The sequence below is a fragment of the Streptomyces erythrochromogenes genome (genome assembly GCF_040684695.1).
Lineage (GTDB): Bacteria > Actinomycetota > Actinomycetes > Streptomycetales > Streptomycetaceae > Streptomyces > Streptomyces erythrochromogenes_C.
Genome location: NZ_JBFBGM010000018.1, coordinates 14634 through 37091, shown reverse-complemented (window position 1 = coordinate 37091; position 22458 = coordinate 14634). Strand labels below are relative to the sequence as shown.

At 69.6% G+C, this 22458-nt stretch carries 23 protein-coding genes and 1 pseudogene; 11 read left to right on the top strand and 13 right to left on the bottom strand.

Going from position 1 to position 22458, the window contains the following annotated elements; genetic code table 11:
* Positions 1-155 precede the first annotated feature (155 nt).
* On the bottom strand, positions 156-1676 hold the full coding sequence (locus AB0O53_RS24700) for a catalase (protein ID WP_365198230.1): 1521 nt from the start codon (positions 1674-1676) through the stop codon (positions 156-158).
* A gap of 341 nt (positions 1677-2017) precedes the next feature.
* A complete protein-coding gene (locus AB0O53_RS24695; protein ID WP_365198227.1) occupies positions 2018-2341 on the bottom strand; it encodes a hypothetical protein in 324 nt (107 codons plus the stop codon).
* Between the two features lie 464 nt (positions 2342-2805).
* On the opposite strand from AB0O53_RS24695, the gene AB0O53_RS24690 reads away from it, so the two are divergent.
* On the top strand, positions 2806-3705 hold the full coding sequence (locus AB0O53_RS24690; protein ID WP_350999317.1) for a GNAT family N-acetyltransferase: 900 nt from the start codon (positions 2806-2808) through the stop codon (positions 3703-3705).
* 507 nt (positions 3706-4212) lie between these two features.
* Here AB0O53_RS24690 and AB0O53_RS24685 read toward each other — a convergent pair.
* Positions 4213-6177, bottom strand: coding sequence for an acyl-CoA dehydrogenase family protein (locus tag AB0O53_RS24685; protein WP_365198224.1), 1965 nt, complete (start codon positions 6175-6177; stop codon positions 4213-4215).
* 38 nt (positions 6178-6215) lie between these two features.
* On the opposite strand from AB0O53_RS24685, the gene AB0O53_RS24680 reads away from it, so the two are divergent.
* The 4 genes and pseudogenes from AB0O53_RS24680 to AB0O53_RS24665 form a co-directional block, all read left to right on the top strand.
* On the top strand, positions 6216-6338 hold the full coding sequence (locus AB0O53_RS24680) for a hypothetical protein (protein WP_350999311.1): 123 nt from the start codon (positions 6216-6218) through the stop codon (positions 6336-6338).
* 155 nt (positions 6339-6493) lie between these two features.
* Positions 6494-7039: a YbhB/YbcL family Raf kinase inhibitor-like protein gene (locus AB0O53_RS24675; protein ID WP_350999309.1), complete on the top strand. Its 546-nt coding sequence runs from the start codon at positions 6494-6496 to the stop codon at positions 7037-7039.
* Between the two features lie 124 nt (positions 7040-7163).
* Positions 7164-8057: an AraC family transcriptional regulator gene (locus tag AB0O53_RS24670; protein WP_350999307.1), complete on the top strand. Its 894-nt coding sequence runs from the start codon at positions 7164-7166 to the stop codon at positions 8055-8057.
* Positions 8058-8206: 149 nt separating this feature from the next.
* Positions 8207-8387: pseudogene (locus tag AB0O53_RS24665) on the top strand (telomere-protecting terminal protein Tpg); the annotation flags it as partial.
* 231 nt (positions 8388-8618) lie between these two features.
* Here AB0O53_RS24665 and AB0O53_RS24660 read toward each other — a convergent pair.
* The 3 genes from AB0O53_RS24660 to AB0O53_RS24650 all read right to left on the bottom strand — a co-directional run bounded on the left by AB0O53_RS24660 (position 8619) and on the right by AB0O53_RS24650 (position 10824).
* Entirely contained in the window at positions 8619-8771 is a 153-nt protein-coding gene (locus tag AB0O53_RS24660; RefSeq protein ID WP_350999304.1) for a hypothetical protein, read from the bottom strand.
* 5 nt (positions 8772-8776) lie between these two features.
* Positions 8777-9841 carry a hypothetical protein gene (locus tag AB0O53_RS24655; RefSeq protein WP_365198220.1) on the bottom strand — a complete coding sequence of 355 codons (1065 nt, stop codon included), beginning with the start codon at positions 9839-9841 and terminating at the stop codon, positions 8777-8779.
* 452 nt (positions 9842-10293) lie between these two features.
* Positions 10294-10824 carry a hypothetical protein gene (locus AB0O53_RS24650; protein WP_350999298.1) on the bottom strand — a complete coding sequence of 177 codons (531 nt, stop codon included), beginning with the start codon at positions 10822-10824 and terminating at the stop codon, positions 10294-10296.
* Between the two features lie 587 nt (positions 10825-11411).
* Here AB0O53_RS24650 and AB0O53_RS24645 point away from each other — a divergent pair.
* Positions 11412-13055, top strand: a complete 1644-nt coding sequence (locus AB0O53_RS24645; protein WP_350999295.1) for a HEAT repeat domain-containing protein — start codon at positions 11412-11414, stop codon at positions 13053-13055.
* 148 nt (positions 13056-13203) lie between these two features.
* Here AB0O53_RS24645 and AB0O53_RS24640 read toward each other — a convergent pair whose 3' ends face one another.
* Positions 13204-13569: a hypothetical protein gene (locus AB0O53_RS24640; RefSeq protein WP_350999292.1), complete on the bottom strand. Its 366-nt coding sequence runs from the start codon at positions 13567-13569 to the stop codon at positions 13204-13206.
* 429 nt (positions 13570-13998) lie between these two features.
* Here AB0O53_RS24640 and AB0O53_RS24635 point away from each other — a divergent pair, with 429 nt between their 5' ends.
* The gene (locus AB0O53_RS24635; RefSeq protein WP_365198217.1) at positions 13999-14418 is read left to right on the top strand and encodes a hypothetical protein; all 420 of its coding nucleotides are present in this window, start codon (positions 13999-14001) and stop codon (positions 14416-14418) included.
* 35 nt (positions 14419-14453) lie between these two features.
* Here AB0O53_RS24635 and AB0O53_RS38410 read toward each other — a convergent pair whose 3' ends face one another.
* Together AB0O53_RS38410 and AB0O53_RS24630 are read right to left on the bottom strand one after the other, a co-directional pair.
* A complete protein-coding gene (locus AB0O53_RS38410; protein WP_494517995.1) occupies positions 14454-14576 on the bottom strand; it encodes a Helicase associated domain protein in 123 nt (40 codons plus the stop codon).
* Positions 14577-14767: 191 nt separating this feature from the next.
* On the bottom strand, positions 14768-14932 hold the full coding sequence (locus AB0O53_RS24630) for a hypothetical protein (protein ID WP_365198215.1): 165 nt from the start codon (positions 14930-14932) through the stop codon (positions 14768-14770).
* Between the two features lie 385 nt (positions 14933-15317).
* On the opposite strand from AB0O53_RS24630, the gene AB0O53_RS24625 reads away from it, so the two are divergent.
* From AB0O53_RS24625 to AB0O53_RS24610, 4 genes are all read left to right on the top strand, one after another.
* Positions 15318-15983, top strand: a complete 666-nt coding sequence (locus AB0O53_RS24625; protein WP_365198212.1) for a hypothetical protein — start codon at positions 15318-15320, stop codon at positions 15981-15983.
* Positions 15984-16101: 118 nt separating this feature from the next.
* Entirely contained in the window at positions 16102-16557 is a 456-nt protein-coding gene (locus AB0O53_RS24620) for a hypothetical protein (protein ID WP_365198210.1), read from the top strand.
* Between the two features lie 6 nt (positions 16558-16563).
* Entirely contained in the window at positions 16564-17901 is a 1338-nt protein-coding gene (locus tag AB0O53_RS24615) for a lysozyme family protein (RefSeq protein WP_365198208.1), read from the top strand.
* Complete coding sequence (locus AB0O53_RS24610; RefSeq protein ID WP_365198206.1) at positions 17898-18236, top strand: hypothetical protein; 339 nt, start codon at positions 17898-17900, stop codon at positions 18234-18236. The genes AB0O53_RS24615 and AB0O53_RS24610 overlap by 4 nt, the downstream gene beginning before the upstream one ends.
* 281 nt (positions 18237-18517) lie before the next feature.
* On the opposite strand, the gene AB0O53_RS24605 is transcribed toward AB0O53_RS24610, so the two are convergent.
* The 4 genes from AB0O53_RS24605 to AB0O53_RS24590 form a co-directional block, all read right to left on the bottom strand.
* Positions 18518-20785: a helix-turn-helix domain-containing protein gene (locus tag AB0O53_RS24605; RefSeq protein WP_365198203.1), complete on the bottom strand. Its 2268-nt coding sequence runs from the start codon at positions 20783-20785 to the stop codon at positions 18518-18520.
* 3 nt (positions 20786-20788) lie between these two features.
* The gene (locus AB0O53_RS24600) at positions 20789-21007 is read right to left on the bottom strand and encodes a hypothetical protein (RefSeq protein ID WP_365198200.1); all 219 of its coding nucleotides are present in this window, start codon (positions 21005-21007) and stop codon (positions 20789-20791) included.
* A gap of 725 nt (positions 21008-21732) precedes the next feature.
* Entirely contained in the window at positions 21733-22113 is a 381-nt protein-coding gene (locus tag AB0O53_RS24595) for a restriction endonuclease (protein ID WP_365198198.1), read from the bottom strand.
* A gap of 49 nt (positions 22114-22162) precedes the next feature.
* Positions 22163-22453 (bottom strand): hypothetical protein, encoded by a 291-nt coding sequence (locus tag AB0O53_RS24590; RefSeq protein ID WP_365198196.1) that lies wholly within the window; start codon positions 22451-22453, stop codon positions 22163-22165.
* Positions 22454-22458 lie beyond the last annotated feature (5 nt).

Below are 22458 nucleotides of genomic sequence, written 5' to 3'. Positions count from 1 at the left end.
AGGGGCGGACCAACTTCCTGGGCCGGCAGCTCAGGTCGACCAGCACGAGCTCGCCAGAGCCGGACAGCCGAAAGGCACGGTGGGGCCCGCCCGCACCGGGCTGCGGCGCCGCGCTCAGGTCCGCGCGCCCGCGGAGCAGATCCGTACGCGAACGCTCAGGCCCTGCCCTGCATGCTGCTCCGCGCCGGGTTGCCCTGCTGGGCCGCCTTCGGGTCCTTCTCGGCCGCCTTGGCGCGTACACCCTGCGCGATGCGCTCGCCGACCGACTTGTCGATGCTGGACCAGTACTGGAAGGCGCGCTCCAGGACCGGCTCGGTCACCCCGTTCAGGAGGTGCCCCACGACGTTCTCCACCAGCCGGTCGCGGGCCGCGTCGTCCAGGACCTCGCGGACCATCGTGCCCGCCTGGCCCCAGTCGTCGTCCTCGGCGTGCGACACGTAGGCGCTGCGGGTGATCGCCCCGTCGGTCTCCCAGCTCGGCGGCCGGCCGTACCGCTCGGTGTCGGCCGCCGGACCGCCCTTGGAGTTCGGTGCGTACACCGGGTCGGCCGTCTTCCGGAAGGCCATCGCGCCGTCCTTGGAGTACGTGTGCACGTCCACGACCGGGGCGTTGACCGGGAGCTGCTGGTAGTTCCCGCCGATGCGGTGGCGGTGCGCGTCGGCGTACGAGAAGAGTCGGCCCAGCAGCATCCGGTCCGGACTCGGGCCGATGCCGGGGACGAAGTTGTTCGGCTGGAACGCTGCCTGCTCGATCTCCGCGTGGTGGTCCGTGGGGTTGCGGTCCAGCGTCATCCGGCCGACCCGGATCAGCGGGTAGTCGCCGTGCGGCCACACCTTCGTCAGGTCGAACGGGTTGAACCGGTACCCCTCGGCCTCCCCGTACGGCATCACCTGCACGTACAGGGTCCAGCTGGGGAACTCCCCGTCCCGGATGTGCTCGAACAGGTCGCGCGTGTGGTAGTCGGTGTCGGCCGAGGCCATCTGATCGGCCTCGTCCTGCGTGAAGAACTCCACGCCCTGGTCGGTCTTGAAGTGGTACTTCACCCAGAACCGCTCACCGGCGGCATTGATCCACATGTACGTGTGCGAGGTGTACCCGTTCATGTGCCGCCAGGTACGCGGGATCCCGCGGTCGCCCATCAGCCAGGTCACCTGGTGGGCCGACTCGGGGGAGAGGGTCCAGAAGTCCCACTGCATGTCGTGGTCGCGGAGGTTGTTGTCGGCGCGGCGCTTCTGGGAGCGGATGAAGTGCTGGAACTTCATCGGGTCCTTGACGAAGAAGACCGGCGTGTTGTTGCCGACCATGTCGTAGTTGCCGTCGCTGGTGTAGAACTTCAGCGCGAAACCGCGCGGGTCGCGCCAGGTGTCCGGGCTCCCGCGCTCGCCCGCGACGGTCGAGAACCGGGCCAGCAGTTCGGTGCGTACGCCCGGCTGGAAGACGGCGGCCTTGGTGTAGGCGCTGACGTCATGGGTCACCTCGAAGTGGCCGAAGGCGCCGCTGCCCTTGGCGTGCGGCTGCCGCTCGGGGATCCGCTCCCGGTTGAACTGGGCCATCTGCTCGATCAGGTAGGCGTCCTGGAGCAGGATCGGCCCGCCGGGACCCGCTGTGAGCGAGTGCTCGTCACTCTCGACGGGCGCGCCCGAATCGGTGGTGGTGGCCGGTGGCACGTTGGTCATGGAGCCTTCCTCTCTCGAAGCAGGACGCCGATGCGGTTCAGGAGCGTCCCCGGTGGCAGCCCCGTGACCGTCCGCTCCGCGAAGACCACCACCCGCAGCTCTACGCCTAGCCCCGTCCGGCCGATGCCAAACGCATGTACGGACAGTCACCTCGGCCGCCCTCCCGCCGGGGGACCTTCCGGGTGAAACGCCGAATGCGTGTACCTACCGCCCTGTCGGGCTGTGGTCAGGCATGCCACCGGCCGCCGCATCGCCGACGCGGGCGACCACCCCGGCTGGTTCCTCGGCGCAGGACGGCCCGGGTGCCGAAGCCTGGAGCGACCCGGCACTCCCGGCCCGGCTCAGTGGCCGGCCCCGCGTCCGAGTTCCTCGTCCGGGTGGCTCCACTCGACCGCGCACGTCGCGGAGGGCGCGGCTTCCCTTGCGTACCAGGCGAGGGACTTCTCGAACTCCGGGCACCACAGGTGGGCGCGGCTTACGGAGACCGGGAAGTCGGTCCGGCCGCTGACGACGTGCCCGCCGCGCTCCCCAACGACGCCGATGCTCACCTGGCCGCCGATGCTCTCGTCGCGCATCAGCTCCCGGAGCTCCTCAACCACTGCCTGCGCCTGGGCCTCGTCCTCGATGCAGGTGACGCGGAAGGTGAAGGAGAGGTTCGCGGACATGCCGTGCAGCCTAGTGCCGGGGTGGGACAGGTGCACCGGTTGCGGCGCCCGGCACGGCCAGGTGGACCCTGTGGCCTTCCCGCCCCGGTGTCCAGTTGAGGCCCGCACGCTGTGTACGTCGCCGGGGAGAAGGACACCCTCCACGGTCATCGTGGTCCGCGGTTTCAGCTCCGAGTCCTACGCCGCCGTCGCACCCCCTCACCACACTCGCGGACGCCCGGAAGAACGACCTCCCGACGGCTGCCGCAGCTGTCTCCGTAACGGACCCAAGTCAGTGGCGCGGAAATCCGTGGACGGATCCGAGGAAGAACACGTACTGTGCGGCTTCACGCCCTGAGACGACCGGAAGGAGGCGAGTGCCGTGCAGTTCACACCTTTCCAGCGCTCCCTCTTCCGCTGTCCCGGCGTCGTTCGTCAGTCCTGACCGGGAGCGCTTTCAAGCAGCCTGTATCCCGGAGGAATCCATGACCGACACGGTCATCCGCGCGCTCTCCGCGAGCGACGCACATCTTTTCGACGCGCACCCCGACCCTCTCGGCGCCGGCGAAAGCCATCGGCGTACCCGGTTCCGCCCCGACTGGAAGCGCGTCGCTCTGCGCGACGGCCAGGTCGTCGCACGCGGTGCGTGGTGGGGCGGCCCCGACGACCCGGAGCCTGTCAACATCAACTGGTTCGACGTGGCCGAGGGCGAGGAGGAGGCCGGGGCCGAACTCCTTCGCTCCGCCCCCTGGCGGGTCGAACTCGAGATCAACCTGCCCGCCGGTTGGCGCGAAGCGACTGACCTGCGCGCCGCAGCCGAGGCGCGCTTCGCCGCCGCGCGAGCCGCAGGGTACGAACTCCTGGTGGAACGCTTCCTGTACCGCTGGACCCCGCAGCGAGGTCTGCCCGAGCGGCCCGGACGCCTGCGCTTCAGCGCCGAACCCGACGACACCGTGTTCTTCGACGCGTTGCGCCGCATCCACTCCATCACCCTGGACGCCCACGCCCTCAGGGCCATCGAGGAGGGCGGCCTCGACCATGCCGCTCAGCAGGAACTCGACTTCTTCCACTGGTGCCCCTCCCCACGGGAGTGGTGGCAGATCGCGCACACGCCGGAGGGCGACCTGGCCGGCATCCACATCCCGGCCCACAACCCCTCCGGCCCGACCATCGGCTTCATCGGAGTCGTCCCGGAACAACGCGGTCGCGGCTACGCCTACGACCTCCTCGCGGAGTGCACCCACCTCCTCGTCGAGCAGGGCGCGGAGTTCGTCAGCGGAGCGACGGACCAGGGCAACTTCCCCATGGCCGCGAATTTCGCCAAGGCCGGCTTCCCCGTCATCCGTGAACGCATCAACTTCCACCCCGCCGGCCCCGTGGACTAGCGAGGAGTAGCACGCGCTGAGGGGTCCGGACCGAGAACAGGGCCGGGCCCTTGTCAGCGACATGCGGGATCCGCGCCATGGCCGGCGGCCGCCTCAACGGGTGCTCGCCGTGGTCTGGGACCTGGAGCCCTTGATGTGCTCATGACGAGGAAGAAGGTGGGGAGTCCTGCCCGCTGCCGGGGCTGGACCGGCCTGGACATCGCTGAGTACTGCACCGAACACCTCTCCGATGTTCTCGTTCCATGGTCGAGAACATCGGAGAGGTCAGAGCAGCAGCCACGTCGCCTCTTCTCTGGCTCGACGAGCTGTCGTACCAGGTCTCGGCTCAGCTGAGCTGTACGACCAGGTGGTCGGCCCGTCGAGGCGCCAGGCTCCGGGTGATCCACAAGAACTTCGAGGTGCTCATGGGCGCCAAGGGGCGCCCCTCGTCGCGCGGCCGCGATCATCGCCCGCCGAAACCGCACCGAGCTCGTGTGGCCCCGCCGCAGCGCCGCGGGCCCGCTCGGCTCAACCCAGGAGATCGGGCGCGCGCAGCATTTCGGGCGGGATGCCCCAGGCGTCGACCAGGTCGAGCGCGAGCGGTCGGACCTTGCGGCACAGGTCGTTCACCTCGCGGCTGATCGCCTTCGAGCGCTGCACGGTCAGCCGACCGTGTTCCATGAACCAGGCCCGGTCCGCCTCGATCGTCGACAGGGCGAACAGTTCGCACAGCAAGGCCAGCGCGGCCTTCTCGTCGCCCTCGGGCATGGCGCGGACCTTCTCGACGAACGCCTCGGTCACCAGCCGCTCGACATGGGCGCGGGCGAGCGCGACGACATGGTCCTGCACCTGTGAGAAGACCGCACCCGGGTCGCGCTTCTGGTCGGTCCCGTTCTTGATCCGGCGGGCGAGGCCGGCCAGCATGTGCTCCTCCCGGAAGCGGACCATGGCGAGCTGGTAGTCGGAGTCGAGCAGTCCGGCCTCCCGGTCCCATTCCTCGCCGCCGGGCAGCAGATCGCGTACGCGCTCGAGCAGTTTGTGGACGGAGGTACGCTCCAGGAGCGTCTCGACGGCGAGGCCGGTGACGAAGCGGACCATGCCCGCCTGGTCGAGGTCCTCGAACGCGCTCGCCTGATCGGTGAGCAGCCCCTTGGCGACGAGCTGCAGAAGGACGTGGTTGTCGCCTTCGAAGGTGGTGAAGACGTCGCTGTCGGCCTTGAGCGCGGCGAACCGGTTGACCGCGAGGTATCCGGCGCCGCCGCAGGCCTCGCGGCACTCCTGGACGACCCGCGTGGCGTGCCAGGTCGCGAGCGCCTTCAGCCCGGCGGCGCGGGACTCGAGGCGCCGCCGCTCCTCGGCGTCGTCCGTGATGCCGGAGAAGACCTCGTGCAGCTGTGTACGGACCCCGTCCTGGGCGAAGTGCAGCGCGTACGTCCGGGCGATCAGCGGCAGCAACCGGCGCTGGTGCAGGCCGTAGTCGAGCAGCACCTGCTCCTCGGCGTCCGGGGCCGCCGAGAACTGCCGCCGCCGCACGCCGTACTTGGTGGCGACCGCCAGGGCGACCTTGGCGACGCTGATGCCGGCGCCGCCGACGCTGACCCGGCCCTGCACCAGCGTGCCGAGCATGGTGAAGAACCGCCGGTGGGGGTTGTCGATCGAGCTCTCGTAGACGCCCTCCGGGCTGACGTCGGCGAACCGGTTGAGGAGCGCCTCGCGCGGCACCCGCACGTCGTCGAACCGGATCCGGCCGTTGTCCACGCCGTTGAGCCCCATCTTGCGGCCGTCGTCCTCGATGCGGACGCCGGGCGCGGGCTCGCCGCCGACCCGGACGGGCACGACGAAGGCGTGCACGCCGTGGGACTCTCCGGCCACCTCCAACTGCGCGAAGACGACCGCCAGCTCGGCGTGGCGGGCGGCATTGCCGATGTAGTCCTTGCGCGCCTCGTCGCCGGGCGTGGTGATGACGAACTCCTGGCGTGCGGCGTCGTACCGGGCGACCGTGCCGAGCGCCTGGACGTTGGAGCCGTGCCCCGTCTCGGTCATCGCGAAGCAGCCCATCAGCTCGCCCGTGATCAGCCTGGGCAGGTGGGCGTCGTGATGGCGCTGGGTGCCCAGGTGCAGGATCGCGCCGCCGAAGAGACCGAACTGCACGCCGACCTTCACCAGGACCGACAGATCGCCGAAGGCCAGCGTCTCGAACGCGGCGATCGAGGCACCGACGTCGCCGCCACCGCCGTAGGAGGCCGGGAACCCCATGCCGGTCTGCCCCGTCGCGGCCATCTCGACCACGACCTCCCGCACCCGCTCGCGGAACGCGTCGAGGCCGAGTTCCTCGGCTTCTTCGAGAAGGGAGGCGTGCCTGGACAGGTTGTTCCGTACGAGAGCGCGGATCTCGGCGTACTCGCCGTCGAGCACGGCGGACAGTGCCCGGACGTCGATGCCGGGCTGTACGTATCCGGTCGTGGTGGGGGTGGAGGTGTTGTCGAGGGCCATGGGGCTTGGCTACCCCGCCGCGAAAAGATCAACCAGGGGTGACGGAGAGGCCGGCGGTCAAGGTCGGCCGGGTCGTCGTCGAAGCCTGCGAAGCGAGCGCCTCGTGTCCTGCCGCCAACACCCGTGGCCCGCTGCTGCCGGCTCTCGGCGCCGTGCCCTGACGCGGCACCCGCGCATCGTGTCGGGTAAAGATCGCGCGTTCTTGCATGATCCTCCCGCTGGCATCCACCTCCCGCCGGATCCGTGCTCCGATGGGGACGTGCCCCCGGGTCCCCGGGACAACACCCCTGCACAGACACGAAGAAGGACGAAGAAGTTGAGTGATCAGGTGCTACGGCGTCCGCTGCCGCACGACTTCCACCCGCCGGTTCCGGAGCTGTCGGTGAGCAGCACGGACCTGACCGCCGGCGGGCCCCTCCCGGATGCCCAGGTGTACGCGAAGGGCAACTCCTCGCCGCAGATCGGCTGGTCGGCCGGCCCGGACGGTACCGGCAGCTACGCGGTCACGTGCTATGACCCGGATGCACCGACCGGCAGCGGGTTCTGGCACTGGACGGTCTTCGACATACCGGCGGATGTCGCCGAGCTGCCGGCGGGGGCCGGAACCGGAGGCTTCGAAGGATTGCCCGCCGGCGCCGTGCAGGTGCGCAACGACTACGGCAGCAGGGACTTCGGCGGGGCAGCGCCGCCGGAAGGGGACGGCCCGCACCGGTACGTGTTCACGGTGTACGCCGTCGACCGCGAGAACCTGGGCCTGGATGCGGACGCGACTCCGGCCCTGGTGGGATTCCACCTGCGGTTTCACGCCATCGCCCGCGGCCGGCTGATAGCCCACTACGAGGAGCAGGGGACCGGGGCGTAGCCGCCCGGCGGCCCCGCCCCCTCCCACCCGACCCGACGGCGGGAACTCGCCCGATCCGTGCGCGTCCTTGCACGATCCTGCTCCAGCCAGGGGGATCATGTCGGCCGCGTGGTGAGATGGGGGCATGTCCCTCGACGAGCTACGCGACCTGCTGAGCCGCCATGCGCGGCCCGATCTGAGCACGGCCATCGACGGCGTCCGGATCTGCCGAGCCGAACCGGGCGCCGAGCCCGAGTACGCGATGTCCGGCGTCATGCTCGCGGTCATCGCCCAGGGGGCCAAGCGGCTCGCGCTCGGAGAGCGGGTGTACGAGTACGGCGTCGGCCAGTACCTGGTCACCTCGGCCGACCTGCCGGTGGTCGGACGCATCGCCCAAGGACCCGAACTCGGCTTCGGCATGACGCTGGAGCCGGCCGTCATCGCGGAGCTGATGTTGCAGGCCGGGCCGGGCGACCTGCCCCCTTCGACCCGGTCGGTCCGGCCCGGGATCACGATCAGCGACGCACCGGGAGAGCTGATCGACGCGATCGTGCGGCTGCTGCGCCTGCTGGATCGGCCGCGCGACCGCCGGGTGCTCGTCCCCTTGGCCAAGCGCGAGATCCTGTGGCTGCTGATGACGGGGGAGCAGGGCGAAGCCGTCCGGCAGCTCGGCCTGGCGGACAGTGGCTTGACCCACATCACCCGAGCCGTGGGCTGGATCCGCGACCACTACGCCGAGGCCTTCCGCGTCGAAGACCTGGCCCGGTCCTTCGGGATGAGCGCCTCCGCGTTCCACCGGAACTTCCAGGCGGTCACGGCCATGAGCCCGATCCAGTTCCAGAAGCAGATCCGCCTGCAGGCGGCCCGGCTGCTGCTGGCCCGCCGCCCGAACGATGTGACCGCAGTCGCCTCCAGCGTGGGATACGACAGCCCCTCGCAGTTCAGCCGTGAGTACAAACGGCAGTTCGGCGCGCCTCCGCGCGCAGACGCGGCACGCATGCGGGCCCGCACCCATCAAGCCGCGGTTGCGACGGCCTGACCGCGGGGTCGTCGGCGACGCCTGCCGGTCACGGGACCAGGCCGGTGAAGCGTCAGGGCCTGCCCCCCTGTAGCCGGGGACCAGAAGCAAAACCGAGTCCCCACGGGCCGGCCGGTGGCCTTGCTGATGCTGGCGGGGGAGAAATCGCTGTGGGAGAGATCGAGGACGCCATTCTCCGTGCCGACCAGGAAGGCCTTTACCAAGGCCCCGCCCAAGAGCCTGAAGGGCCAGATCGGCTTTCTGCTGAAGCAGCTCAAGACGCCCCCCGCGGTCGCCGCCGAGCTCGGGGTGAGCCGGCGGTCGGTGGAGTACTACCGCAAGGGCGACCGTGGACCTGGTCGCTGAGGGCGGCGAGGTGGCCCTCAGCGACCAGGTCTGCTGCGCAGCCGTAGCCGACTGCGGTGCTGGCCTGGCGGTAGGTGTGGTGGATCAGTCGGTGCCGTAGTGGCCGAGGAAGTCGACGATCAGGTCGATGTCTTCCCAGCCCTGGTTCCAGAAGGCGACCGTGCCGCCCTGGGCCGGGGGAGCCTGGACGAGGTTCGCGACGGTCTTGCTCGTGGTCTAGTTCAGGTTGGACGAGACCGGACGTGCCGGCGGGGTGGCGGTGCCGTTCTGGTACTGCTCGCGGCTGTTGGGGTCGGGTGCCACGGAGAGGAAGCCGCTGCCGGTGGTGTCGGTGACGGTGGCGTTCAGTACGTACCGTGCGCTTGTCACGCGGTTCATGGGGTTGCTGTGGTCCAGCGATCGAGTGTTCCGTTCCTGGTGTCGTAGGTGAGCCAGGTGCCGTCTCCGAGAGGGCGTGCATAGCTGGCGATGGGACCGGTCGGATAGGAGATGCCTCCTCGTACGCGGAGCGTCCGGGCGTCGAGTATCCAGTGGCGGGCCCTGTCCGGTTCCTCCTCGGAATCGACGGTGGAGGCGATGATGGTTTCGGTGTCGACGAAACCGCCGCAGTGGTCCCAGCCGGCCGGGTTCTCGTCGTCGCCCGACTCGGGCTCCCCTTCGGCGAGCACGGCTCCGTCCAGAGCGTGCAACCTCAGGTCGGCTCCATCGTGCTCGACCGTCAGGAACCCCTCCAGCCCGTTGTGGACGTCCATCAGGATGCGGTCCAGGCCCTCATTGACGTCCCAGCTCGTCAGGCTTTTGCCGTCCCAGCGCGCCCAGTGGAGCAGGATGCCGTCCTGGCCCATGCCGATACACAGCCCCATGTGGAGGCCATCTGGGTGGGAGACGTGATGGGATCCGGAGGCCGCGCTGCCCAGGGGTAGCCGGGCCAGTTCATGTCCGTCCCGAGCATCGAGGACGACCCAGTACTCCTGCCAGTCGTACTCGTCCGCCCCGTGCACGACGTGGGCCCAGACCAGCCGGCCGTCGTCGGAGACCCGGCAGGAGCCGTGTTCCAGCCCTCGGCACACTTCCTGCTCGTCCCCTGTGTGAGGGTGGCCGAGTTCAGGTCCCCAGCAGCCGTGCCGGTACTCCCACAGCTGCTTGCCGTCCGAGCCGACGGCCCGGACCGCGCGCTGGCCCGAGAAGACCGCGAACGTGGCGTCCGGGCTCACCGAGTCGACGCCGCGGTCCCAGCCCGTCCACGGGACCGGGAACACGACGGCCGGCGCCCGCTCCCCGGAGAAGACCTCGTACAGGTCGTAGACCTCCAGCTCGTGCCCGTTGTGGAAGAGGGCGCGGCGCGCGGCGTCCCCCCGGCCTTCGAAGGCGAAGCCGTTGACCAGTTCGGCCCCGTTCGGCAGCTTCACCGAATCGGTCAGTTGTGCGGTGATCGACATGGGGTGAAGGTAGCGAACCCGTCTGACACCCCCAGGCTGCCAGGAGCCGCGTAGCCCGTTCACACAGACCCATCACGGCCACGGCGCGGCCCCCTGTCGAGGGGGGCAAGGCGAAGGCCGGCCGCCGGGGTCTGTTGGAGACCGCACGGGAGTCCTTGCAGCACCGTCCGCATTGACGCTGCGACGGGCCGGCTCGATGCCGCTGGGATCGATGTCGCTCGGATCCTCACCGACGCCGACCGTGTCAAAACCTGCCAGCACTCCCACCGGCCCCCATCCCTGCCGGCGGGCCCCGGGCCCCGGGCTCCGAGCGCACCGGTTTGTTCAGCCCCCGTACCCGGCTTGCCCAGGGTCCCCACAGGCTCGCCCGGACCGGTGCGCCCACGGCTTGGCCAGAGGCGGGCGGGCTTGCCCGGTCTGCGCAACACCCGGGGGCAGGCGGGGCGGGGTGGTCAGCCCTGGGTCCGGGGCGCGGGGGCGGCGTCGTCCCGGGGTTCCGCGAAGCTTGGGGACGGGGTGCCGTCCGTCCAGGCGTAGACCTGCTTGCCGCGCACCGCGACCTGGTACTGGTGGGTGCCCCGGCACTCGGCCCGCGCACCCTCCTGCAGGCTGTCCGGCCACCACGTTGCGTGCAGAGCCGGGGCGTCCATCGGCTTCGGCGTGCCCGTGTCGCACTGGGGGGCATCCAGCGGGGTCGCGCCGAGGGTGAACCGGATCATCTTGGCCTCGCCGCTCGTGCCTATCCGTACACGGACGTCGCTGGCGTCCTTGGGTATCCAGGACGGCAGGGAGAACGGCGCCTGCTCGCGTGCGGGGGCGTCGGCGGCGCTCGCGAAGCGCTCGCCCGCCTCCTTGTACACCTTGCTGTCAATCTTGTCGGCCACGAGGCCGGGCGGCAGATCGGGCAGCTGGGGCAGCGCGAATGCGGCGGTGGCAAGCACTCCCACGGCGGCTGCGGCAACGACGATCGGGCGGCGGTTCATGTTCTCCAGTCTCGGCGGCCGGGCCTGCACGGCGCGTCCCCCTCAAGACGAACCGGGACTGCGCCACAAGTCTCATACGGACTCATACCCGGGAGGGTGTCCGGTCCGGTCGCGGCGACGGTACCGGACAAGCGCCCGGAGCAGTCCACCGGAGGTGATCCGCTCGCCCCGGCGCCGAGGAACTCCCTGCGCGGCGCCCGCGGCCCCGGCGGCCCCCGCTCCCGCACCCGCGGTCGTCGCCCGAGTACCAGCCGACGACCCGCGGGCATCGCCCACGCGACCGATCCCCGCCCCCGCCCTCGCCCCCAGCCCGGCCGGGCCCGCCCCCGCGGGCACCGGGCCTCCCGCTCGGCTCGCGCCGGTGGCCGCCGCTCGCGGCCCGTATGCAGTAACTCGGTGGGCAGGACGGCACCGGCCATTGCCCGACACCTGAACCACTTCATCAGCGAGACCTTGTGGCACGGAGTCGCCGACAGCGCCCTGGTCGGCCGCCTCGTCGACGCCACCCTCACCTCCCTGACCACCCCACCCGGCGCACCGGCCCCCCGCCCGGCCCCGGGTCTCCGCCCGTGGCCGATACTCCTCGCATGGGGGATCACGACACCGTCCGGGTACGTCTGCGCGCCGCTCTGTGCGCCAACGACCCGTGGACCGCGCTGCACTTGCTGAACACCGACCGGCCCGGCCCTCTCGCCGAGGCGGTCGAGGAGCTGTACCGATCGGAGACGGACCACACGGCCTTCCGCCCCTATCTCACCTGGTTCCTGCGGAGCCTCGGCGAGCCGGGCGACGTGGTGCTGCTGCGGTTGCTGGCCACGCCCGGGCTCTGCGGCGACGACCGCCGAGACCTCCTGAGGACCGCTGTGGTGCGTGGGCTGCGACTGCCCGCCGAGCTCCTGCGCACCTACGCGCAGGACGCCCCTGCATCCAGTGGGGGCAATGCCGCCACCGGCGGCTCGCCCGCCCCCGAGCTCATCGATGCCATGGGCCTCTCCGGCGATGCGTCCTTCGCGCCGCTCCTCGGCGCCCTCCTGGAAGACCCCACGGCCCCGCGCGGCCGCGCCGCGCTCGCGCTGGGCCGCCTCGGCGCCCGCGCGTGGACGGCGCCGATCGCCGGGAGGCTCTCCGAGGTGACCGGACTCGACCACACCGCGTTCACCGTCGCCCTGGAGCTGATGGGAGATCCCGCCGCAGTACCGCACCTGCTTCGATGGCTGGCCGAGAGCGGCGAGGAACGCGTGTACGACGTCCACCACGCACTCGTACGACTCACCGGCCGCGACCCGCTTCTGCCCGAGCGGGCAAGCGGCGCGGCGTACGCGACGGCCGTGCGCGCCGCCTGGATCGACGGCCGCACCGAGCGCGCGCCCGCAGCGGTACGGGACCTCGTTGTCGAGTCCGGCGCGCGGGCCCGGTTCTCTGTCGACGAGGGCGCGGGCCGGATCCGTTTTGCCTTCGACCCGCCGTCGCCCGGCTCCTCCTGGCCGCGCTGGGACCGGTGCCTGACGTTCGACCGGAAACCGCTGTACCGGGTCGGCTCGTTGTGCGACACGTGCGAGCTGGGCCTGACCTTGCTGGACTGGCCGGACGACGAGGCCGCCCGGATCGCAGCCCGCATGCGCGGGCGGCTGACCGACCTGGACCGGCTCGACACCGCGCTGCTCGCCGAGTGGAGCCCCGTACTGGGCGAGTTGGAGACCGGCCATTACCGCGCCCTCCTCCTCGATCTCCCCCTGGAGCGAGTGACCGAGCCGGCCCGGTCGTGGTGGTACCGCCGGGCGGCAGCCCGGGCGGAGGCGGACGGCGACGACGGCGATCGCACCGAGGGCGACCGCCCCGGGGACTACTGGCCCGGCGTCGCGCACTTCCAGCTCACCGCGCCCGTTCCGGGAGGCCGGATGCCGTTCACCTACGGTGCCCTTCTGCCCTCGCAGCCGCCGGAAGCGTTCGACCCGGCGGCCGTCGCCCGGCACGCGGCCGCCGTAGCGGCGGGGGAGCGGCCCGCCGCGGTGGTCCTCGGCTGGATCGACGACCGGTACGTGGAGGCCCTGCACGAGGAACGGTGGCTGGTCGGCGCGATCCTCGACGGTCATCACCGGCTCGCCGCATACGCGGCCGCAGGCGTGCCGGCCCGGGTACTCCTGCTCGCCCGCGTAGGCGAGGGAAGTGGTGCGGACGGCGGCCTGGAGGGACTGGCGGAGGTGGCCGCAGCGTACGGCTGCCGGGAGTGACGGCCGCGCAGCAAGCAGGGAGGAAACTCTGGCTGCAGTCCTCGGAGGGCTCCCCCTCATGCGCGCCCTGCTGCGCCTCGCGCTGCGAAGGACCGACCGCCCCTCACACCCCCGCGAGGGCGGGTGCCGGGCCCGGAGCCGGGGCGCGTTACTGGGATGCTCCGGCGTCCGCTGTGACCCGCTCCTCGGCTCGCCCCACTGCTTCTGCGGCGGCGGACTGTTCGGACTGCGGGGGCTTCTCGTGCGTCTTGAGGTGCCAGGGGATGGGGATCGGTCCGCACTTTCCGTCGTAGCAGTGCCCGGTGTAGACGTGCCCGTAGGTGTAGGCGCGGCGTGTGGTGTGTCCTTTGTCGCGGTCGGGCTGCGGGTAGACGTCGGCCGGTGCCTGGGCGACGGCGGTGGGGGCGGCCTCGGGCCGGCTCGCGGCGTGGGCGGAGGCCAGGGAGAGCCCTCCGAGGGCCGCGGTGGTGGCCAGGGTGAGCGGGATGAGGCGTCGGGTCAGGTGCAGAGGCATGGCGACGGTCCTTCGGTGATCAGAGGGGAGGGGTGCTGCCCGCGACTCCGAGCAGCGCTCTTCGTTGCCTCCATTACGCCCGCCGCGGTTGCTGGGTGCACGACGCGGAAGATCGGGGCTTGACACCTGCACGAACCCGTCCTCGCCGAGCCCCGGAGCCGCCGGCACCCCGGAACAGGCGAGGAGCCGGCCGTCACCATCGAGCGGTGCTCCTCGCCGGTCGCGGCAATGACGGTCGCACCGGCTCGAAGTCGGCACGACCGCACCTGTCCGGCGACCCGTGAGGCCTGACCTGCACGGCGCCCCCACAACGGCAGAAGGGCCGGGCTGCGGCTGTCAAGACACGAGACCCCGGGACGTGATGGGCGGGGTGCGACGAGGCGTACTGGAAGACCGCTTTTACGCGCTTTCCGTGAGAGGAGAACCGCCATGACCCCTCTGTTCCGTACTCCACGTCTCGTGGTGCTCGCCGCGTCGACCGCGATGGCTGCCGCAGGCCTGCTGGCACCGGCATCGGCCTTCGCGTCCACCGCGCCGACAGACCACGTCACCGCCATGGTTCCCAAGGGCGACGGCGACGATCCAGGGAACCACTCCACCCTGCTGCACACAACGAAACGGGGTGACCCCGATGCCATTCGGACCGACTCCGACAGTTTCGAACCCGCCGACCGCGAGCACCATGCGGGCCTCGGCTGGGACGACGACATAGGCCTCACCCAACGACCAACCCCGAACAAGCCCCAGTGGCAGTGCTTCGCCGCTCCCTGTGAGACACCCGGCGACGTGGCCGAACCACCTGCCTTGGGCGACATCAGATACGACCCTGGGCCGCTGAACACGGTCTGACCCCGTGGGGCGGCCCCTCCCAGGCCGCCCCACGATCACCCCGCTGCCCAGTCGACTCCGAGTTCGCCGAGCCGGCGCTGCTGCTCGGTGTTCAGCCGGTCCCAGTTCCTGCGCTGCGCTGCGAGCCAACGCCCGACGTCATCGCCGTGCCGCGTCACCCCGGGCCCGACCGCGGTCAGGCGGGCGCCTTCGGCGAGGAACTGGGCGGGGGCAGGCGTAGTGTCGCCGCCAGTCCACCGTCCACCCCAGCGCGGCCGGGTTCCGGTCCGGATCGACCCAGCCGGCTCCGCCGCCCGCCGCTCCGCACGCACCGGGTCCTTCCCGAGCCCGCCGGGCCGGCGCACGTTCGTCAGCCACTGCCCGATGCCGGCTGCGCGTCCTCGCCCCCCAGCTGCTCCCGCAGCACGCTGCAGACCTCTTCGCCGCCCGCCACCGCGACGCTGAGGAAGCCGAACGTCGCCGCATCCCCGGCGACGCAATCGGCGCTGCCCACTGCTTCCGCCGCCGCGGCCATCACCGACCTCGAATTCGTCGAATTCCGCTACTGACAGCGCCACCTTGAGGAAACATCCTCAATCATGCTGATCTATGCCTTTCGCGACGCCCACGGAACCTGGCACGGAGACCCGCACGCCGAGATCTGCCAAACCCGGCCCGGACGAGGCGCCCTCACCCTCCCTCCCACCCCACCGGGCGGGACCCCCGGCCTCTTCGATGGCCAACGCCTCGACGTTCTGTACGCAGCCTGCGACTTGGAAGCCAGCCAAGACAGCTACCGACTTGATGACGGCGGCGCCTTTCCGGCCACCTGGCACGTCCACGAACTCCTCTCCCCGGCCTACTTGCCTCCGCACACCGAACCCACTCGTGCCTCACCTGCGCCCCAGAGGACGTCCAGCGTGAAACTGGAACTCCGAAGCGAAGACCGCAGGTACAGCCTCTCCGCCGACTTCCTCGCGGAGGGCCGGATGGAACTCACCGTCATCGTCTGCACGCTCGACGGCATAGTCCAGGGCGAACTCACCGGAGAACTGGACACCTGCGACCTCGGCGAAATCGGTCGCCTCATCGCCTCCGTACCCGCTACCGCGCCAGGCCGAAGCGGCGCCGCCGACATCCGTGCCTCGACCGTCAAAGCCACCCGCCACGGAGACGCCTGGACGGCTGAAACACACGACTACCTGAAAGACCAATACCAGGCAGGCAAGACCCCCCAAGAGCTGGCCCAAGACCTGGGACGCAGCGAGAAATCCATTCGCTGGAAGCTCCACGGCCTCGGCCTGGCCCCCTTTCCCACTGACCTCGCGCCCGGCCGGCGAACCTCCCCCCAACCCAAAGCGCCCAAGGCCTACACCGTGGAAGAGAAGCGGCAAACCCATCCCAACGCCTATAAGCCGTGGACCCCCGACGACGAGCAGAAGCTCGGTGAACGGTGCGCCCAGGGCGCCTCCCTCGAAGACCTGGCCCAGGAGTTCGGCCGGGACCCGGGAGCGGTCGCCACCCGCCTGCGGAAGATCAACGCTGAAGGTCCAGCAGTCGACGAGGTAGCCGGGTTCGGCGCCTGACGGCCTGCTTTCGGCCGTCAGTTCGATCAGGGTGGATCGGCGGTTGCGGCATCCGGCAGGATGGAGATCGCGAAGCGCATGTCGCACTCATCGCCGCGACCGCAGGGGGGCGGAAGCTGTGTCGTTCGCAGAGGAATGGGCCGAACAGAAAGCCATCGTCGTCGCCCGTCGGCAGGAGTTGCCGCAGATGCGGTTGAACACCGCCGAAGCAGGTGGCGACCACCTTGGCGTGCCACCCGGTCAAGGCGATGGATTTGCGGTGAATGCTTCATCCATCGACGGGAGCTCGCACCTGCTCATGGAGGTTGCAGGCCTTCTCTACGAAGGCCGAATGGACGGCGAGAACGCGACGACCTGCCGCGCGCCGCGCGCACACGCAGACGTTGCATCAACCGTCGAGGTCTTCGCCCGCTTCGCCCAGGACCAGTACAACGTCATGGTCCTGCTCCTTGCCGCACTGTCCACAAAGCTCAGCTCCGCCGGCAACGCCTACACCGTCGTCGACCAAGGGGTGCAGGCGCAGATGAACGGGATGCTCGACTGCGGACGCTATCTCTCGCCCGAGAGCCGGTGACCGGTCGTGGCATACCGCAAAGAGGCCGCGTTCCTCGAAGAGGTCAATCCGGCACTCATCGGCCGTAACGCGGCCGAGTTCCGGCGTCTTCACACGCTCATCGAATCCGCCGACGACGCGTTCCGCAAGGCAGCCAAGGTCGAGTGGGAGAGCGATGCCCGCGACCGCTACACAGCACGGCTCGGCGAAACCAAGACCATCGCAGACGCCCTGGCAGGAGCATTCCGCACCGCCGGAGCCGCCCTCACCCTGTACGCCGAGGCCGTCACCACCGCCAAGTTGCACTACAGAAGCGGGAAATACACGGAGAAGAAGCTCTCCGAGGTCATGGCACGGGAGAGCGACGCGACCACCTCGACGTGGCGCGCTGCGGAGCCCCTGCGGCAGTGGGAGGACATGCGGGCCACCACCGGCGCGCTCGACTTCCTCGCCGAGCTGGCGGTCGACGTCGACGCGATTCGCGAGGAGGCCGACAGCTTCTACAACCAGACCAGGAACCACTACGGCGATGCCCTCCGAGTGGAGTCCGCAGCGCGGGAGAAGTGCATCGCGGACATCAAGGTCGCGCAAAAATCCATACCCGAGTTCCAAGGAACCCTCCCGGACCCTGGAGCGTTCCTGAAAGCCCTCAGGCCGTTGCGGACCGAGGCACGACAGGCGAGCGACAACCCCCATGTCCGGCTGCCCGGGGCTGGGGTCAAAGTCGATGCGATCCCCAGCACGGGGAGCGACGTAGTCGTCTCCGAAACCCTCATGCGCATCTCGAACCTCGTCGACGGGCTACCAAACGCCCACGGAAACAACTACTGGCTTCCCTCCAAGTCCGACGAGGGCCGACGCGAATACATCACCCACAACAGCGAACTCATCAAGGCCGCAGCGACCGAGTCCGGGCTTCCGCCCGAAATGGTCGCGGGCATCGCCTGGCAGGAAGTCGAAGGAGATCCGGGAGTCCTGGACAACCTGGCCCGCGCGGGACGAAGCATCATCCCCGGCAGCGAAGACCCCGACCGAACCTCGATGGGCCCCTTGTCCATACAGGTCCGCCGTGCCGCCGAAGTCCTGGGCTACGACCCGCAGCACCTCACGGAGACGCAGCGCGAGGTGGTGGTGGCCGCTGTGAGAGACCCTGCGAAGAACATCTTCATCGCCTCCGAGTACCTTGCCCAGCTCAAGGCCGAGAGCGGCTTCGCCGACGTGCTGCCGGAGGAGATGACCCGCGAACAGATGCGGGAGCTCGCGGCCCGCTACAACGGCGGCCCCTACTACGAAAGCAGCGGCGCACAGGCCTACGGTCGCCTGTTCGACGGCAACCTGGACGACGCCGGGAGAGCACTGCAGTGAACGAGACGAGGACCATGACCCAGCAGCACCCCAGAAGCGCCTCGCATCAGATGGGCGCTGCCGTGTGCACCCTCTTCCTGACCCTGGGCAACCTGGCGACCGGATACCTTCTCCTGCTCGCCTATGCCGCGGAACCCGCCGGCCCCTGGGACAGCGAAAGTGTCGCCCACTCCCATTTCGCGGCAGGCCTGGCCCTGGCCTTCGCCGCCGTGACCGCACTCCTCACCTGGGTGTTCGTGAAGGCCGAGTGGCTGCGCAGATGGTGGTTCACCCTGCCGGCACTGCTGGCCTTCGCCGCGGTCCTGCGCCTGACCCTCCTCGTGCCCGAGCTCTGACGCCCGGACAGGTTGATCCTGGTCGTGTGCTGAGGATCCAGGAGGCTGAGCAGAGGGTAAGGCGGCCCGGTGCTGGATCACGGCGAGGTTCGTTCGGGTCTGGTCGCCTCGTCCTCAGCGAGGCGCGCTCCATCCCATCGATCACTGCCTCTCATCGCTGGACAGTTCCCCCCCGGGCGAAGCCCGCGGGTGCCTGCGCCGGCCGGCCGGCAGTGCAGTTCTGCTGCCGAGAAATACAGCGCTGCCAGGTTCCACCGTATTCCGGGGCACTTGCGCAGCGGCTACTGCTGTCCTTCCGGGGGCCGTGAGTCGGTCCGCTTCGTCTGCTCCGTGTGGTGTCGTCCTTGCGCGCTGCGCCAGAGGGCCGTGATGGTGTTCTGGTCGCCGGTTCGCTGAGTCCCGGCAGGTGTGGAGACGGTCCGGTAGAAGTGCAGCAGTGCGTGGTGGGTGAAGGTGTAGTGGTCGTGGTCGCAGCGGATCATGCCCTGCTGGGAGGCCGTGTCCACTGATGCTGCCAACCGGCGGGGGGTGAGGGGCAGCCAGGCGAGGCCCGATCGGATTGAGGCCCGGAGCCATCTCCAGTGGACGGTCGTCGTTCCCAGCAGCAGGGTGCCCACCAATGACAGAGGCATCAGTGAGATCTCGCCGAGTACAGCGGCGTAGAGGACCAGGCAAACGAGAAGCAGTTCAGTCAGCATGCGGCCGGTGGTGCTCCGTGCGCCCCAGCGCGCATGCACCCAGATGAATCCTGCGCACCCGGTGGTGAACATGACCAAGCCGTACCCGGCGGACTGGCTCGGCGTTCCGATGACCACGATGCCGAGCGCCATCGGGCACAGCACGAGAGTGAGAAGCGTAGCCCGGGAACACAGTGCGCCCCACACACCGCTTCGTGGCAGCCACGGTCTTGAACGGTTGTCTGTGCGTCGCAACCAGGTGTAACAGCCGCAACCGGCGATCGCGGCGATGAAGAGACCATCCAGTGAGATCGAGGAGTCGGCCCCTGAGAAGGGGTCGCTACTCAAGACGGAGATGACCTGCAGGCATCCCAGAAAGAGCAGGAACGCGGTGAGCAGCGCCCACCAGCGGCGGATCGGGGGCCGGGGGTAGAGGGAGGACCGGGTGCTGACAGGGGTGGACAGGTCGTCCTGCCGGGAGGCGAGCATGCTCAGGGCCAGCTGCTGGCGGCGGGCCGCACCGGGGGGGTGTCCTTCGGGGCTTTGCCGACGGGGGATGTGGGTGTTGACGAGGTAGGCCACGAGTCGGTGCTCCAAGGCCGCTTGGGTGGCGTCGGGGGCGATCAGCTCGCTCGGGTCGGCCCGACCGTCGGTGTACAGGAGCCGGGCAGCACCGGCGAGCATGGGGTCGGCCAGCACGGCGGCCGCCGGTGCGTGCGGATGCGCCGACACGTGGTCGAGGACCGACTGCCACGCCAGGGACTTCGACTCCGAGCGCATCCCGCGCTGGATCCACCCGTCGAGATCCATCCCGGTGAGAGGGCAGAGCTTGATGCCGGCACTGCCCGTGATCACCATGTCGGAGTCCACCACAGTGCTGGTGTACACGTCATCGTTGCTGATCAGCACGAACGATGTCTGCTGAGCCAGGAGGTTCAGTGCCTGCAGGGCAGGAAGCCGGTCGCCCGGCGCCAGGGTGTCGAAGTCGTCGAACATCGGCAGGAGCTCTCCACGGCCCAGCAACGCCCGCACCTCGGAAGGAGACGCATCGGTCAAGGATCCGGCAAGGAAACCGAGAAGGTCGTCCAACCCGAACGAGCCTCGCCAGCCCCGTAGCGAGAGCAGAACGGGAACGGCCTTGCCGTCCCTGGCACTCAGCAGCTCGGTACCCAGATGACGGGCCAGCTGCGTCTTGCCGCTCCCCGCCGGGCCGAGAATGAGCATGCAACGAGCATGCGCGAGGCGGAAGATCTCCCCGATGATCCCGTAATGGCCGGTCAGGCTGGCCCCGCCCACGCTGTCGACGAGATCGCTGCCGACCGTCTCGTAGCGGATCTTCAGTGCGGAAGGATGCGCGGCCGCCGACCACGCCCGCGCATCGGGCGCCAGAGAGCGCCACGCGTCGCGTTCCAAGGCACTCGGCATCACAGGGGCATCCGGTTTCACCGGGGCCCGGTCCGGCTCCGCAGAGGCCTGCAGTTGCCGCTCCTGGCGCCTGGGAGGCGAGGCAGGCGGGGAGACCTGATCGGTGCGAGAGCTCCCCGACGGCTGCCGCAGCCGGGCACGCGCTGCCGCGTGCTGCTCCCGCGCCCTGTTGTACCGGTCTTCCCACAAGTCGAAGTTGGTCTGCGTCAGGTTTTCCTCGGGCGTGCACGCCTTCACCCAGTCCTCCACCAGCCCCCAACTCGGGAGGACACGCCCGGTGGTGGCTGCGCTGAGGGAGGCCTTGCTGCGGTAGGTGGCCTTGGCGAGAGCTTCCAGCGTCAGGCCGGCCCGTCGACGGAGCTCGCGCAGGTGGTGCGCGAGCTCCGCCAGTGCCGGGACGCTGGTGGTGACCGGACGCTCTGGGCGTCCGCGGCGTCCTTGAGACATGTCCTACCGCCGCCGCTTTTCGTCGGGGTCGGTGATCCGGCGGGCTATGTCCATGGCGGTCGTGGTCACCATGACGATCACCGCCAGAGCGGTCGAGGGGGTGGAGCCGAGCGTGGTCAGAACCACGGTCACCAAGGCGACCACGATGATCACGACGACCTTGACGAAGACTGACGACGGCAGCCCGATGGGCCATACACAGGCTTGAGCAGAAGACGGCATAAGGCTTCCTCCAGGAGCGGCGGTCCGGTCCGAGACGGCGCATCCACGCCGGGTGGCAGTTGGCGCTGCCAGTCCGATGTCGGCTCATTCGTCCGTAAGGATGCCTTCGGACTCTGCCCACGCCAGGCACCCCTCGAACAGGGATCCATTCTTGCCTTATGTGACGAATGACCAGAATGTGAGTTGCTGTGAACTAATCGGTGCCGTCGTGATGTCTACTCGAACAATGCTTCCGACGACGCATGTCTCCAGGTCAACGCATCTGAGCTAGGGCAGACCAGATCCTGAAGAAGAACTCCCTTTGAACAATGACCAGCGGGTGCATGCTCTCCAAGAGGCGGAATCCTTGAAGATTTCCGCCCCGCTCTGGAGACCGGCGGTCCGGCTTCCAGGAGGCAGGCGGGGACTGTTGGCGCGGTCCCCGCCCCTGGGCCCAGAACGCAAACCGCGATGCGACCCGTTCCTGTGGCGACTTTGCGTCCGTGTCGGTGAGCAGCACCAGCCAGACGTCTGGAGCGGCTCATGAACCCGATGCACCCCCCGGTGCGATCAATAACCTCCTGCGCCGCCTCGGCACGCCCTCGCTGTGCCGGCCAGGACGGTGTCCGGCCTGTGCCGGGGCCTCCTGCGTGGGTGAGGTACGCGAAGTTGGGCCATGAGGGCCGACGGCGGGCGTCGGACGCGAAATGGATCTGTGCGGTCAGCCCTTCCGCGGGCATGCGGTCTCACTGCGCCGTGCTCCGGCTGCCGAGGACGTCGTAGAGGTGCTGGCCGTTGGCCCATTGCTTGAGTTCCGGGCGTCCGACGAGGATGAGCTCGTGGTGCTGGGCGAAGTCGGTCGCGGGCTGAGTGAAGCCGCTGAGCGCGATCATGATGGGCAGGCCGGCCCGGTGGTGGGGGCGAGCTGGCCCGTTGAATTTCTGCACGTGTCCCGATCCGACCGGGCTCTGGTACTGCTTGCACCGGAGGATCAGGAGACGGGTGTCGCTGTCGCGGGCGGTGACGTCCACGCCGAGGTCACCGGCGCCGCCGACCCGGCGTGGGCTGAGGAACCCGTCCCGTGCCAGCAGATCGGAACACGCCTGCTCGAAGCCCGTCGCGCTCATCGAGGGCAATTCCTTCATCCTGAAGGTGAGCATGTCCGGTCCGGCCAATTCATCGGGAGCTCTGAGCGTGTCCTGCGGGCCGGCGCAGTGAGCAGGCGAGGCCGTCGGACACGAACGCCACCAGAAGGCCCGGCATGACGAACATGAGCAGCCCGCCGGCCACGATGACCCCGGTCCACCACGGGTCACCCGTGATCACACCCCACAGATCCACGGTGATCCACCGGCTGACGTCCTCGGTGATCCACTCCCAGAGCATCTTGCCGATGGCCGGCGTAAGAACGGAGTAGAGCAGGAATTTCAGCAGCGGGTCGAGCGACCCATCTTCGTCGAACACCACACCTC

What these genes read in the sequence shown, in the direction of transcription:
- AB0O53_RS24670 (WP_350999307.1), top strand. Translation starts at nt 7,164, where the DNA reads ATGTCCCTCGACGAGCTACGCGACCTGCTGAGCCGCCATGCGCGGCCC.
- AB0O53_RS24595 (WP_365198198.1), bottom strand. Translation starts at nt 22,113, where the DNA reads ATGAGCGCGACGGGCTTCGAGCAGGCGTGTTCCGATCTGCTGGCACGG.
- AB0O53_RS24635 (WP_365198217.1), top strand. Translation starts at nt 13,999, where the DNA reads ATGACCCCTCTGTTCCGTACTCCACGTCTCGTGGTGCTCGCCGCGTCG.
- AB0O53_RS24655 (WP_365198220.1), bottom strand. Translation starts at nt 9,841, where the DNA reads ATGTCGATCACCGCACAACTGACCGATTCGGTGAAGCTGCCGAACGGG.
- AB0O53_RS24700 (WP_365198230.1), bottom strand. Translation starts at nt 1,676, where the DNA reads ATGACCAACGTGCCACCGGCCACCACCACCGATTCGGGCGCGCCCGTC.
- AB0O53_RS24685 (WP_365198224.1), bottom strand. Translation starts at nt 6,177, where the DNA reads ATGGCCCTCGACAACACCTCCACCCCCACCACGACCGGATACGTACAG.
- AB0O53_RS24630 (WP_365198215.1), bottom strand. Translation starts at nt 14,932, where the DNA reads ATGGCCGCGGCGGCGGAAGCAGTGGGCAGCGCCGATTGCGTCGCCGGG.
- AB0O53_RS24650 (WP_350999298.1), bottom strand. Translation starts at nt 10,824, where the DNA reads ATGAACCGCCGCCCGATCGTCGTTGCCGCAGCCGCCGTGGGAGTGCTT.
- AB0O53_RS24640 (WP_350999292.1), bottom strand. Translation starts at nt 13,569, where the DNA reads ATGCCTCTGCACCTGACCCGACGCCTCATCCCGCTCACCCTGGCCACC.
- AB0O53_RS24605 (WP_365198203.1), bottom strand. Translation starts at nt 20,785, where the DNA reads ATGTCTCAAGGACGCCGCGGACGCCCAGAGCGTCCGGTCACCACCAGC.
- AB0O53_RS24600 (WP_365198200.1), bottom strand. Translation starts at nt 21,007, where the DNA reads ATGCCGTCTTCTGCTCAAGCCTGTGTATGGCCCATCGGGCTGCCGTCG.
- AB0O53_RS24690 (WP_350999317.1), top strand. Translation starts at nt 2,806, where the DNA reads ATGACCGACACGGTCATCCGCGCGCTCTCCGCGAGCGACGCACATCTT.
- AB0O53_RS24645 (WP_350999295.1), top strand. Translation starts at nt 11,412, where the DNA reads ATGGGGGATCACGACACCGTCCGGGTACGTCTGCGCGCCGCTCTGTGC.
- AB0O53_RS24695 (WP_365198227.1), bottom strand. Translation starts at nt 2,341, where the DNA reads ATGTCCGCGAACCTCTCCTTCACCTTCCGCGTCACCTGCATCGAGGAC.